Raw genomic sequence first — 14,044 nt, 5'->3', positions numbered from 1 at the left:
ACATATAAATAAATTTGGCAGCTTCCAATAAATTCAAATTTCCTTAATTTTGAATTTTGAATTTTGAATTTTGAATTCTTGATATCCTTGCCAACGTCCACGCCAAGATGCTAATAACTTTTTCCCTGCCAACTGCCCTTGGCTAGGTAAAAATCTCAGCCATTGTACTAAGCCCAAACTATCGCATGTACCCACGAATACTGCCCAGAACAAAAATGCAATCCGGCGGATAAATGGTAAATGCTCTAGTAAAACTAAGGTTTCATTATGGACTAAATTAATAAAGGCAATTTCATTAAAGTTATTTCGCTGATCTTCATCAAAACGTTGTGCTGGATAATGATCTACAGCAACGTGAGGATCGTAAATTATCTTCCAACCAGCCCGTTTTAATGCTAGGGTGAATGCCATTTCAAAGTGTACCTGCGCTCCAGTACCGCGCATCCGCTCGTCAAAACGCAGTTGCCCGATAGCTTGGGTACGAAAACTCATGTTCACGCCCTTGAGAATATCGACTTCGCGGGGTTCTCCCACTCCCAGATGATGGTTGCCAATGACTCGCCCAAACCATTGCAACTGTCCCACTACTGGGCGGGATTCGTCTTCTAATTTGCTGCCGTGGTATATCCAATCACGCCCTCCCAAACCGCCAAGGCGACGATCGCAGGTAAAGTAAGCCGCAATCCGCTCTAACCAATCGGGGTGGGGTGCGGCATCATCATCAGTAATGGAAACAATATCGCCCTCCACTGCTGCCAGTCCGGCATTGAGAGCTGCTACTACTCCCGGTTGTGTCACTTTCACGGTATGCAGCGGCAAGGTGTGCGCTGTGTATTGAGCAAGAAATTGCCAAGTTTCTGCATCCGTATCGCGGACAACCACTATCACCTGATCGACTGGTTTAGTTTGCTCCTGTAGCGCCAAAAGGCAGCGTGAGAGGTCTTGTGGACGGCGATAAGTCGGTATCAGAACGGTGTTCCGCATTCTTGCTTAACTCCTCGAATAAATCCACATAAGTTTGTGCCATAGTAGTCCAGCTGTGTTGTTCTGCCACAGAACGAGCAGCTTGACTCATTTGCTGTATAAGCATATCTACACTTACCAAGGACATCATCGCCACAGCCAAAGCTTCGATATCATTTGAGTCGGGTAAGACGATGCCACATTCTGGTGTCACCAACTCTGCACCTCCGGTAGCTGTGGCAGTAATTACTGGTAGTCCTGAAGAAAGTGCTTCTAACAATACGAGGCTACAAGCTTCATATCGGGAAGGAAAAATAAATAAATCTACTGACCGCATAATTTCGGGGATATCACGGCGAAATCCGACAAAATGCACGCGATCGCTCAACCCCAAGGATGCCGCTAGTTGTGGGAAGGGACTACCTTCGATATGACCCACCACCGCCAGATGTAAATCGGGAACTGTCACCAAGGCGTGTAGTACTGTATCTAAATTTTTCCTGGGTGTGCGGATGTCTCCAGCAAACAGGGCTAGAGTGACATTCTCCGGTAAACCTAATTTTTGGCGATTGCTTTGGCCAGGGGTAAACTCTTCTAAGTCAACGCCATTGACAATTACTTTAATTCGAGAACGCGGTACACCAATGTTGACTAATTCTTGGGCTACCTTTTCAGATACAGCCACCACAACCTGCGCTTTTTGGAAAGCTTGTTTTTCCCAACGGGCATTAAAAGCCGTAAATAGCCACTGGTAGAAACCATATAAATCGCGGCGGTTACGAGAAATATGAACAGGCGATCGCAACCATGAACTGTGGACAAAATGTACTGCATTCACATCAGCCGCAGCCAGATTAATTGCTCCATTGACTTTAACTAAATCAATGTCAGAGCGATGTTTACGTAACCAATCTGCACTTTTTTGGGCAAAGATGAAATTACGCATAAATTCTGTAGGATAGCCTTTGACTGGAATTTTAATCCAATTAACTTGGCTATTCTCTTCTAATTCTGGTGCGACTTCGCTAGCTAATAATGTCAAGTGATGACCACGACGAATTGCTTCCTTAGCAACCTCATAGTTTACCCGTCCTTGACCATCACCTTTTTTGATTTTATGAGTAACAATACAAAGTTTCATACACTATTTCCTTAAGGATAAAATCCTTGAATCACCCCTCCCCAACCCTCCCCTTCCCACGGTATACACACAAGTCGAATTACCCCCCTTAATCCCCCCGATGCATTGGGGGGAAACAAGAGAATCTTGTTCCCTCACCTTTACAAGGGGAGGGTTAGGGTGGGGTAATTCGAGGACTGGTACTGATTCGATAACTTGTATGTACACCGTGGGAAGAGGAGGGGCAAGATTTCAAGTTTCCCCCCTTTATAAGGGGGGATTAAGGGGGGTCTATTCGACTTATGCAAGAGGTCTTTTTAACAAATAAATTCCTCAACTCAGAGATATTGAGATATTATTTTGATATTCCTATTAACTTACTTGTTAAAAATCGCGGAGTGAAACTAAGACTAAGTGCTGCCATAGTTCGCACATTAAATTTTTGTTGATTCAGTGCTTGCCAAAAATAAGGACGTGCTGCGGCTATCTGTTCACTTCGTAGCAAACCAATTCCCAAAGTAGTATTAGCTTCTAACCATTTCTGTTGAAAATGAGTTCTAAATTCCTGTAATAGAGGGTCTTCCATAAATACTTGATAGCAAAACATTTCGCTTTTCGCTTTGCGAATTTTTGCTTGTACATCTCGGCTACCACTGAGCATAGTATCAGTTTGCTCATGGGCGCGATATCGCGTCAATCTTTCTGGACAATAGTAAGCACCATAACCAGATGTACAAAATAGATAGGTTAAATATAAATCCCACATCCCAGCAACTTCTGAGGGAATACTATACCAATCCACCAAATTATTGCGAATCACGCAAGATGCAGCAGTAGGTATACTTTTATCTACTAACCCAATTTTGGAAAAAGGTTTATAAATTCCTTTTGCTAGTTTGTCTCGCTTGTAAGCGCGTGTATTTTCTTCAGTACCAGCATGATTAATTATGCCATTAGCATCTATAATATATTGGTCACAAAAAGCGAGAATTAAATCAGAATTCGCTTCTAGTGGTGGTACAAGCTTTGTTAAAAAGTCTTCATGCCAAATATCATCGTCATGGAGACTAGCAACATATTTACCTTGCGCCATATTGAAACCATACTGCTGATTAGCTAACATCCCCACATTTTGCGGATGCTGCCAAAATTTAATGCGTGAATCACCAAAAGATGCGACAATTGCTTGAGGATTTTCGGAACTACAATTATCAGAAATAATAATTTCAATATTTTGATAAGTTTGTTTTATTGCACTTGCGATCGCTTGCTTGAGATAATCTGGTCGATTATAGGTGGGGATAATAACGCTGACTAAAGGTTGTTGACATTCTTGATGTAATGACATATTTATCTCCCTTGATATTTTCTAAGTAAAAGATGCAAAAATTGATATTTTTAGTAAATTCAGCTTATTTAGCTGTAGAGATACTATATAATTTCTTAGCTTGGGAAGTAAATTCAGCTATTGTTTTTGCATAAATTGTTCGGAGATTATTTACATGAGCAGCCATCGTAAATTCCTTCATTAATAAAGTATGACCTTGCTCACCCATATATCGGCTTTTTTGATAATCTCTAGACAATTCATTAATAGCATCAGCCAGCTTTTGGATATTATTGCTTGGAACAAGAATACCTGTTTCTCCATCTCGTAAATGTTCTGGAATCCCACCGACTGCACTACCAATTACAGGTCGACAACGAGAGTATGCTTCCAGAGTTACAAGACCGGCAGGTTCAGGCCAAACACTGGGAAAGATGACTGCAAAACACTGTTGATAAAGTTTATCTAATTTATCCGAATCGCACCAACCATGCCAAGTGATTCGCTTATTCAATCCGAGTGTGCTTGCTAACTTTTCTAATCGTGGTCGTTCCCAACCTTCACCTGCAATATCAAGTTGAATTTTTGGGTCTGTATGTATTAAGGTTTTGAGTAACCATTCCAGACCTTTATCAGAAACAATTCGTCCAGCAAACAAAATTCGATGATTTTGATGTACTTCCAAGCTTAGGGGTGAACTTGCTGTTTCTGGTAAAGAGATTCCACAGTGTAGCGTTATAACTTGTTCAGGGGATACACCGTTTTGAATTAACTCTTGCCGCACATATTCGCTATTCGCAATAAAAGTAATTTTTAGCCTTTTCAAGACATCTAAAAACTGATGAGTGGTTTGAAGTTCTCTAAGAGTTCTTAAAGGTCTACGGCTACCACATTTATCTGCTAATTTACCCCAGGTACATCCTAAGTAAGAAAAGTTGCGATCGCAGATTGTCTGTTGCTCTGCTAAATACTTTGTGCCGCTAGGGCAGTAAAATGAGTGATTATGAACGCTGAAGATAGCAGGACATTCGCCTGTAAGCTGCAATAGCAAATCTGGACTGTGAATGTGCAGCAGTTTGAACTGGCTTTGATCGATATCTTTAAGTGATTTTATCACGCGATCGCTAACATCAGGTGGTCGATGTTCAAACAGAGAAGCTAAATAAGTTTCAACACCTCCGCTCCCACCGACACCAAAACTTGAGCATTGATAAATTAGGTCTTTGTCAAAGATTTTCTGAGACATATTTTCTATTACTTTTAAGTATATAGGACTAATCTTAATAACTTATTTATAGAGATAATAAGTGTTTAAAATCTTATTATTTTACTATTTTGCAAAATTGCTGATACATATTTAGGGGTTTACGGCTGTACATCTCTACAGCCGTGAATATGTTGTACTTACTTTGATAATTGGATGTTGTTTCTAATCTGGCTGCCTTAGTTCATACTGCATTTGATGATATTTCCAAAGCTTGCCTTTTAGTTCCAATAGTTCTTGATACTTACCTTGCTCTACTATCCGTCCTTGTTCTAAAACTACAACTTTATCTGCTTTAGAAATAGTAGAAAGACGGTGAGCGATCGCAACTACTGTTTTACCAACAGATAGCTTTTCTAATGAATCTTGAATTAAGCGCTCAGATAGCGAATCTAAGGCGCTAGTTGCTTCATCCAAAATTAAAATTTCTGGGTTCCGTAGTAAAGCTCGTGCAATAGCAATTCGCTGTCTTTGTCCTCCAGATAATCTAACACCCCGATCTCCTAATTGGGTATCAAAACCCTCGGGCATTTCTAAAATAAATTCTAGTGCATTCGCTAGTTTAGCGGCTTCTTGAATTTCCTCATTCGTCGCGTTTGGAGTCCCGTAAGCAATATTCTGCCAAACATTAGTATTGAAAATAAAAGTATCTTGACTGACGACAGCTATTTTGCGACGGAGAGAGTTAATTTCAAACTGCTGGATATCGATTTCATCAATGTAAATATATCCATCTGTAGCATTATAAAATCGGGGAATCAAATCAGCAAGGGTTGTTTTACCAGCGCCAGATGCTCCAACCAAAGCTGTCATCTTTCCCTTTTCAATCGTCAAGGTAATATTATGCAGTACTAGATTTTCATCATCATAGCCAAAATCCACAGATACTAAATCTATTGACCTCTTTAATCCCTTAAACTGAACTCTGCCATTTTGAAAGTAATATTTTTCATCACTTGTCAAGAGATTTTTAATATTGTCTGCTGAACCATGTAAAGTACTGAGATATGCTCTCGTGCCATTAATATCTTGAACAAATGGGATAAAGCGAAATAGTACAAAGAAAAAAGTTAGCAAAGAAGCAACTTGTAGCGTTCCATTAGTGACAAGACTAGTGAATGCTAAAATAATCATTCCGATCAATACTGTAGTCGCTACTCCTTCGGCAATTGGCTTCACAAGTGTCCAGGTAAATACAACCTTTGTTGTACTACTTATTACCTTATCGCTAGCTTTGTAGTAACGCTGACGCTCAAATTCTTGAGTACCACAAGAATGAACAGTGCGGATACCATTAATAAATTCTATGGCTGTTGATGTAAAATTAGCATTAGCAGTTGTCATGCCAAAACTTGATTCTCTGACTCTAGCATTCAGATTTGACAATCCCACACCTAACAGTGTAAATAGCAATGCTGATATTATCGTCAATTGCCATGAAATCAAAAACATTGATATTAAGTAGACAAAGGTTGTTAGTCCTCTAGTTACTAAAAAAGCTCCGCCACTAAAACCTTGTCTGATTCTTTCAATCTCTGTAGTAATTGTGTTAATTAGTTCGCCAGAACGAGTTTTACTAAAGTAACTTAGCGATAAGGATTGTAACTGTTCAAAAATTTGCTTACGTAAGCGATCGGCAAGGTGTAGTTGAGATAATTCAGTATAGACTTGAGAAAAATAATTGAAGGTAGCACGTAACCAAGTACTGAATAAAATCAGCAAAGATACGCGATACAAACGATTAATTGCTGATGTTTTGGCTCCCAAAATCCAAAGATCGAACCATTCTATTCCTGTTTGGACAGGTTGAGCGTTGGGGCTAGTTAAGCTTTGCAAGAAGGAAAGTAAAAAACCAATACTTACACCTTCAAAGGTTGCCGCCAAAATTGAGAAAATCAGAGCTAAAATTGCAATTTTGCGAAAGTGTTTAAATTCTCGCAATATCAAATAGTTATCCTGCCAAAAGCTGCTAGCTTTGAGCAGATTACTGAGTGGTTGAGGAAGCTGGAAATTCATGGATTTTATCATAATAGTTTGGCAAGGTAGATAGACCTCTATAGATCGATACAGAGTTCAGAATGAGCGACAAAACCCTGATGTAAAGATGCGATTTATCGCGTTTGGAAAACTAATTACCTGGAATCGTATGCTACATAAATAAATTTTTTGGGCCTCGGTGCGATAAATGAAATCATCAATTACCGCACCGATAAATTACAGAGTTTGGCTATCCAGATGTAACAGATGAGACTATAATACGGTTCGGATAAGCACTTTTGATATCCGTTGTGGTTTGGGAAAAGGGCAAAGGGTAAGGGGTAAAGGTTTGAATTCACCTTTTTCCTTTTTCGCTTTAACCGAACTGTATGGGGTGAGACTGTGCCTCTACTTCCCAGGAAGCTGTAATTTCTGGTAATTTATTTAGCTGTACTGCATCTTCCAAAGTCCAACAACGAGATCCGGTTAAACTCATGTCACCCCGTAGCACGTTAAATAACTGTGGCAGATTGTCGAGATTGTATTTACCCATCCAACGCTCTAGCGGTGTGTTATTGTGGGTGCAAAAACTTATTGCTTGAAAGAGTTTACCTCGTTCCCCAACACGCCATTCATGACAAAAAAGTGGCCCTGGCGAATAAACCTGCATTAATACAATTAATCCCAACATGACTGGACTTACTAATAGCAGCAATACGAAAGTAGTAATCCAATCAATTACTCGGTGCAATTGTCTGAAAGGTTGGTTAGGTAATTTATTGCCAGCAGGTATGTTTAAGAATATTGGTTTTTGAGCTTCTTCACATGCATCTGCCCAAAATTTGAGCAAAGTCTCACCCAATTTTGGATCTATGCTGACCAAACTTACTGGAGAATGTTGTAAGCATTCTACTAGCGATCGCTTATTATCTAATGAAGCCAGATATGGTTGTTTCACTCCTCCAAGCGGCTTCACCAGCAGCTTACCCCGTCGCCACAGGAGTGTGCAGTACCCACGATTATCTTGGTGTGACTGGGTTACATCATATAAATTCTCTAGAGTTGGAATTATTGAAGTTGTCATAATGTCTTTGGGTTTATACAGGAGTGAATTACTGAGGCGTTATCAAAGGCTATCAATGCCAAAGACCCAAATCCGAATCTTGTTGTAAGTCCAAAAAGTTGGAGAGAATTGAGGGCAAAAATATGTTATAGTATTTGCCACTCAGCCAAGCACGTATTGCGTAAAATTCTGCTGATGTAGAGATGTACAAATTAGACAGATACTAATTACATAGGTAGCAATCACCGCTACTATTAACATTCATGGGCAAATCTTGATTTTCCGGAAACTACTGACAGTAGAGAAGTGTAGAGGGAAATTACCCATGAATCTATGTCAACGTTTAATTACGCTGAGGTGTTCATTGTCTCGATAGATTTGAAAAACCAGTCTGCTCTTGTCTTCTAGCCTTTATGAAGGTGCTTTAATCTCTAGAATATAAGACTATGTAGAAATAGCGATCGCTCAAATAACTTCTTTATTTATTCTTCAAAGAGTCAGTGATTTCTCTTAAAAATCATAAAGATAGCATAAATATACTGAATTCTTCCCGATAGCAACAAAATTCAATTTGGTTCATCAAAACGCAGGGACAATTCATGAATCATTGCTGTCAATTTAAGATAAAAGCAGTCTAAAACCAGCTTTTAGCATATTGTCTCGTTCCCAGTCTCAGACTGGGAATGCCCGTCCTTGAGGCTCCGCCTCCTTTACTCGCGGCAGCAGCCCAATAAAATTTCTAACCAGAGGCTAAAAACGAGAAAAAACGCAAAATCCCCAACTTCTTTAAGAAGTCGGGGATTTATCATCTAGCAGTACTAGCTACTTTTCTACAGCTTGACGTAGAGCTAATTGCTGTTGTTTGACATTAGGTACATAATTACTACTATTTGATACCCCATTAGCGACAACCCCAATCAGATTTAACTTACTCAGCATAGCTGTCGCTTGATTAAGCTGACTTCGCGTCACAATACCAATGCTTGCCACCATAATCACACTACGACAAGATGATGCGGTAAGCATGGCATCCACCAAACCGAGAACTGGGGGCGCATCTATCAGAACTAAATCATAGTTTTCCTCAAATGCTGCCATTAATTGTATCATCCGAGGGGAACTCAACAAATTAGCTGGGTCGGTAGGTTTGGGGCCAGCGGTCAAAATATCGATGTAGGCGGAGCCTGAGTATTGAAGACTAATTTGGTTGGGTAGAGTTGTATCACTCGCCAATAAAGTTGAAAGTCCCTGCTCATTAGGAAGATTCAGTTGATGGTGCAAACTGGGATCGCGTAAGTTGGCATCAATCAGCAGTACCCTTTTGTGTAAACGAGCAGCACTCATTGCCAAACCCAACGCCAAAGCTGATTTACCCTCATCGGCTAAAGCCGAGGTAATCATCAAAGATTTTAAATTAGTAACAGTATTTAAAAGTTCAATGTTTTTGTAAATCAGATCCAGCGATTCCCAACGCGGTGGAGATTGCAATACCTGAATCGTCCAGGGGGCGAGAACTTCTGGCTTGCCAAAAGGCAACTTGATCATTGATTCTCTGGGTTTGGCTGGCGGTAACTTGGGAGTTGTTCCCAACAATGGCATGGCCATTTGCTTCTCTAATTCAGCAGTGGTGTGAACTGCATCATCAGCCGATTCGCGAAGAAAGGCAGCAATGCCTCCTAACATTAAGCCAACCACAGCACCTAACAGCAAATTCTGTTGGAGATTGGGGCCTAATTGTGCGCCTTTTTGGGGATCTTCCACCACTTCCCAATTAAACCCACCCTTGGAAAGTTCTTGTCGCAATTGTTGTTCTGCTCTTAAAAGCTGCTCTAACCTTTCACGGCTAAATTGCAACTGTGGTAGCATCCGATTGTAATAAGCCAACAGAGGCGGGAAGCGTTTGATTTCAAAACGTAGCTCGTTTTCTTTCTGAGCCAAAGTTTGATCGCGAGCAGTTAAAGCAACTATAGTTGTCTGCGTTTCTACTAACTGACCGGCAAGGCTGAGATCGATTTGGCCCAGCTGTCCTTTTTCGAGAAGAGAATCTCCATTCGTGAATGCACCAGCAGACTTTCCGCCTAAAGTTCTTCCTACTTCTTGTTGCAATAATTCTTTCTGACCCTGAAGCTGTTCTTTGAGCTTTTGCACACTCGGAGTTTGATCTGTAAAGCGTAAGCGTTCTTGTGCTAGTGCCAATTCGCTTTTTTGGATTTCGTTTAGTAAGCCTTGATAGCGAGTAGACTGACTCAAACGAGAAGCAACTAAAGCATTTTGGGGAGAACGGTTAAGTTGTTCTTCTAAAGATTTTTGGCGTGCTAAAGCTTCCCCATACTGAGCGCGAGTTGTCTGTCTTTCTTGGGAAAGATTATTTAAAGCTGTTTCAATTGCTTTGGCCTGTGATTCTGGATCGATTAAGTTCTGATTTCTGCGAAATCTTTGTAAATTTGTCTCAGCTGCGTTTACTTCTTCACTGGCTTTACTTAACTGTTCCCTGATGATTTGCAGACCTTTTTGTAAACGCGAAGTCTGTTGTTGTTTGTTATATTCCAGATAAACTTGTCGAATTGCATCCAAAACTTTTTGGGTTTTTTCAGGATCTCCAGCAGTATATTCAACTTGAAAGATTTTAGTAGCGACATTATCTTCTTTGCTCCTGATTTGAGTTAAGACCAAAGAAGCTTTAATTTCAGCTGAAGTTATATCTGGATAATTAGACTGAAGTTTATCAACTGCTTTTTGGATTAGTCCCGAACTTTGCATCAAGTTAAGCTGAGTGGCAGTATCTATGACCACATTAGAATCAGTAAACTGATTGTCTACCCCCGCACCACCTTCCGTTTTACCTTGATAGTTAGGTTCTACTAGCAGTTGCATAGAACTTTTATAAGTAGGCTTTGTCTTTACAGTTACTATGCTGGCAATCGCAATAGAACTAATTAATACTGCTAAGAACCAAGGAAATCTTCGCACAAATACGGCAAACATTTGCCCGTAACTTGGTTCATTTTCAGAAGCTGGAGCTAGATGAGGATTTAGACTAGTTTGAACCACTTTTATATCCTTGTCTTCAAGACTTACGCTAAGAGATTCTCCGAAAAATACCTATTTTTTTACGAGCCGCCAATAAGGAGAGAGTAAATAAATAGATAATCTGATAGTGGAAAATTCAGAAATCAAATGAATAATTGCTGCACGCCACAAGCTTGATTGATAATTTGCTCAACCTTGCCAAAGAATGCATTTTCTGAAAAATTTGCTACTGCATGATTACGGATGCGATCGTAATCCCAAGAAATACCATTGGCTTCTTGTAATGCAATTTGTAGAGATTCGGGTGTTTGTCTTTTGAAAAAGACTCCTGTTTCACCTGGTATTTGAGTATCTAATACTCCACCGGCTCCATAAGCAATGACTGGTGTACCGCTAGCATTAGCCTCGACTGGAACTAATCCGTAATCTTCTAAGGCTGCGACAATAATAGACTTGGCTTTGGAAAACAAGTCTTTGCGGGTTCTATCACTTACGTGTCCCAAGAACACAATATTTTGTAATGCTTTGGATTTTAACCGTGCTAGTTCTGGCCCGTCACCAGATATTAATAGCCGCCACCCCAACCAATTAAAAGCTTCGACTATTATATCAAGTCGCTTATAACTGATCATCCGGGCGGAGGCCAGATAATATTCATCTTTTATATCTGAAAAAACAAATTTACTAGTATCAATTGGATAGTTCACCATCATTGCCTTTTTGCCATAAATCTTTTCAATACGGCGGGCAACAACACTAGAATTAGCAATGTAAAGGTCAGGCTCCTGTGCATATTTCAAGTCTACCTTTCTCATGACTTGAAATACTTGTTCGATTAAAGGAGCAAAATATCTATAGTCCCCGTACTCTCTTAAATAAGTTGCTGTATCCCATAAGAAACGGGTGACGTTATGACAAAAACAAATGTGGTGGGCATTGGGATTTTTTCGTACTGCTTTAGCGAAGCTGGTGCTACTACTAATAATTAAATCGTAGTCTTGCAGATCCAAGGCACGAAAGGCAGGAAAATATAGAGGAGCCATTGACCTGAAATATTTTGCTGCACCAGGAATCTTTTGCAAGAAGGTTGTATTAACTATGCGATCGCCTAGATCGATCGTTTTTTGGGGATCGTACAAAGATGTGAAAATATCTGCTTCGGGATAGCGCTTACAAAGCAGTTCAAACACACGCTCTGCCCCACCTCGCTGGGTTAAATAATCATGGACGAGAGCAATTTTCATGAAATTTGACCTAAAGTTTCGATCGGGTTTGTTTAAACGCTCCCCAGCAAGTTACTATCAACAACTTTAGTGTCCCGCAGTATAGCTTTCTATCCTCTTGATGAAATTATTGTTACAAATACGTTGGTAAGTACCTCGGAGATCCCCCCAACCCCCCTTAAAAAGGGGGGCTTTTTTCTTCTTTTTACCCCCCTTTTAAGGCAGGGCTGTTTCATTCCCTAAAAGTCCTTAATTTACAAGCGTATCAGTCAAAAAAATCAGGTTGTTAACAATCCAATTCAGACAAAAACCAGGCGATCGCACTTAAATTTATCGGTTGAAGCCGTAATTTTTCGATTACCAACTTACTCAAATTTTTGGCTGATACTGTTGACAAAATCGCGATCTGAACGAATGAAACAGCCCTGCCTTTTAAGGGGGTCGCCGCAGGCGGGGGGATCTTATCCGAAACGTATTAAGGGCGTACAGCTGTACACCCCTACAGCTAATTCATTTGTGGCAAATGTTTTGAGAACCGATATTATCCAACTGCTACTAAGATTTTTTCTGGAGCGAAATAGGTGTTTTGCTCAGTTCGTAGTTGGTCGCAGAGTCTGCCTTCAGGTAATTCTACATCCTCATAAGTGAGGACTTGATCTTTAGAAATATCTCGTTTGAGGCGACACCCTTCAGCTAAACCCATTGGTAGAAGATTTTGCTGTTGGACGATATCGGAATTTTCACATTGTCCGTAGGTCATGTAGTAGCCGATGCCATCTAAGGTTTCTCCTGCTTTCAGATCGATTTTGGCAGTGGTGACAACATCTACTAGCGGGCCTGCTAGTGGAGACATAACGGCATCACCAAATAAAACAGCACGCGCTACGGACAAGGGAACTTCAAAATGACAGAGGTGATAAGGAGTATAGAAGCTGTAAAGCGGGCCTTCGCCTAATTTGTATAAGTTAAGATAGTGGCGTTGCTTGGGGTCGTCGTGAGTGGCAAATACGTATACGCCTGGGCCTGGTTTTGCTCCAACTACATAATCGACAATCCCGCCCAGTTCTTTGAGTTGTTCAACATCATATAACTGGGTCATTTCATCGACATGACCGCTGAAGTCATATCCCAACATTCCCCGTTTGGCGACTTTCATGCCTGTGGCATTGGCAACGATCGCTTGCTCGAAAGAAATTTTGGTTCCGTCGGCGAAGCTAGCCACCATGTGGGGCTTTTGACCCCAACGTTTAGCAAATCCTTCCTGGGTGGTGGGATTGCGATAGGGGTCTTGGAGTCCCTTAATGTTACCGCACAATAAGGGAGTTAAACCAATGCTTTTTACAAAGCGATAAAGGTTCATTTGTACCCCTGGCTGATCGCCATCACAAGCGCTGAGAATCACGCCTGCTTTGTCGGCATACACTTTCAGGATGGGGCCAATGGTGCCATCGAGTTCGGCATTCATCATAATCACATGTTTGCAATGGGCGATCGCTTCCATAACAATCTGAGCGCCAAATTCCACTGCACCCGTGACTTCGATTAATGCATCAATGTTTTCAGCCCGACACAGTAACTTAGCGTCTTCTGTGACTGCATACTTACCGTTAGCGATCGCATCTTCTAATTCGCTGATAGTTGCAACAACTTGAATATCTTCAATTCCTGCTTCCGAATAAGCTTGTTTAGCTGCACCAATCTGACGATTAGAGATAGCAACTAACTCCATTCCTGGCACTGAATTGACAATTTGGTTGGCAATTCCTCGACCCATAAAACCAGCACCGATCATTCCCACTTTGATAGGATTTCCTGCTGCTGCACGGGCTTGTAAGGCGCGATCGATAATAATCATGAACTAAACTCCTTTTTAGAACTGTTTGTTGTGTTACAAATTCTCGATAATTTTGCACTTAAAATTTTTTACAGCTAAATATTAAGTACATTTTCATGGAAATTATCATTAATGATAGCTACTAAATGGTTGCTTGCTAGATGCTATCACAGCAGTCTGTTTTTCCAGCTATAATTTTTGATAATTTGCTCCACAGCATTTCTGTAGGCTTGGGCAAACTTT

The 14,044-nt window shown here is 40.6% G+C and carries 9 protein-coding genes; all 9 read right to left on the bottom strand.

The window, feature by feature from the left end; translation table 11 throughout:
• Positions 1–33: 33 nt before the first annotated feature.
• Positions 34–984, bottom strand: coding sequence for a glycosyltransferase family 2 protein (locus RMY27_RS04875; protein ID WP_322660941.1), 951 nt, complete (start codon positions 982–984; stop codon positions 34–36).
• Entirely contained in the window at positions 902–2,104 is a 1,203-nt protein-coding gene (locus RMY27_RS04870) for a glycosyltransferase family 4 protein (protein WP_322660939.1), read from the bottom strand. The genes RMY27_RS04875 and RMY27_RS04870 overlap by 83 nt, the downstream gene beginning before the upstream one ends.
• 334 nt (positions 2,105–2,438) lie before the next feature.
• A complete protein-coding gene (locus tag RMY27_RS04865; protein WP_322660937.1) occupies positions 2,439–3,431 on the bottom strand; it encodes a glycosyltransferase family 2 protein in 993 nt (330 codons plus the stop codon).
• A gap of 64 nt (positions 3,432–3,495) precedes the next feature.
• Positions 3,496–4,656, bottom strand: a complete 1,161-nt coding sequence (locus RMY27_RS04860; RefSeq protein WP_322660934.1) for a glycosyltransferase family 4 protein — start codon at positions 4,654–4,656, stop codon at positions 3,496–3,498.
• A gap of 183 nt (positions 4,657–4,839) precedes the next feature.
• A complete protein-coding gene (hepA, locus tag RMY27_RS04855; RefSeq protein ID WP_322660933.1) occupies positions 4,840–6,690 on the bottom strand; it encodes a heterocyst formation ABC transporter subunit HepA in 1,851 nt (616 codons plus the stop codon).
• Positions 6,691–7,027: 337 nt separating this feature from the next.
• Positions 7,028–7,735, bottom strand: coding sequence for a heterocyst development glycosyltransferase HepC (gene hepC, locus RMY27_RS04850; protein ID WP_322660932.1), 708 nt, complete (start codon positions 7,733–7,735; stop codon positions 7,028–7,030).
• 801 nt (positions 7,736–8,536) lie between these two features.
• Complete coding sequence (locus tag RMY27_RS04845; protein WP_322660930.1) at positions 8,537–10,765, bottom strand: polysaccharide biosynthesis tyrosine autokinase; 2,229 nt, start codon at positions 10,763–10,765, stop codon at positions 8,537–8,539.
• Positions 10,766–10,887: 122 nt separating this feature from the next.
• Positions 10,888–11,988, bottom strand: a complete 1,101-nt coding sequence (locus tag RMY27_RS04840; protein ID WP_292813754.1) for a glycosyltransferase — start codon at positions 11,986–11,988, stop codon at positions 10,888–10,890.
• Positions 11,989–12,508: 520 nt separating this feature from the next.
• On the bottom strand, positions 12,509–13,822 hold the full coding sequence (locus RMY27_RS04835; RefSeq protein WP_322660928.1) for an NAD(P)H-dependent oxidoreductase: 1,314 nt from the start codon (positions 13,820–13,822) through the stop codon (positions 12,509–12,511).
• Between the last annotated feature and the right edge of the window lie 222 nt (positions 13,823–14,044).

Origin of the sequence: Nostoc sp. DedQUE09 (assembly GCF_034530915.1) — a bacterium.
Lineage (GTDB): Bacteria > Cyanobacteriota > Cyanobacteriia > Cyanobacteriales > Nostocaceae > Nostoc.
Note: the sequence above shows the minus strand (reverse complement) of the source record. Positions and strands in the feature narration are given on the sequence as shown.

Bases quoted from the DNA above. Each gene is read 5' to 3' on its own strand.
- RMY27_RS04875 (WP_322660941.1), bottom strand. From the start codon at position 984: ATGCGGAACACCGTTCTGATACCGACTTATCGCCGTCCACAAGACCTC.
- RMY27_RS04870 (WP_322660939.1), bottom strand. From the start codon at position 2,104: ATGAAACTTTGTATTGTTACTCATAAAATCAAAAAAGGTGATGGTCAA.
- RMY27_RS04865 (WP_322660937.1), bottom strand. From the start codon at position 3,431: ATGTCATTACATCAAGAATGTCAACAACCTTTAGTCAGCGTTATTATC.
- RMY27_RS04860 (WP_322660934.1), bottom strand. From the start codon at position 4,656: ATGTCTCAGAAAATCTTTGACAAAGACCTAATTTATCAATGCTCAAGT.
- hepA (WP_322660933.1), bottom strand. From the start codon at position 6,690: ATGAATTTCCAGCTTCCTCAACCACTCAGTAATCTGCTCAAAGCTAGC.
- hepC (WP_322660932.1), bottom strand. From the start codon at position 7,735: ATGACAACTTCAATAATTCCAACTCTAGAGAATTTATATGATGTAACC.
- RMY27_RS04840 (WP_292813754.1), bottom strand. From the start codon at position 11,988: ATGAAAATTGCTCTCGTCCATGATTATTTAACCCAGCGAGGTGGGGCA.
- RMY27_RS04835 (WP_322660928.1), bottom strand. From the start codon at position 13,822: ATGATTATTATCGATCGCGCCTTACAAGCCCGTGCAGCAGCAGGAAAT.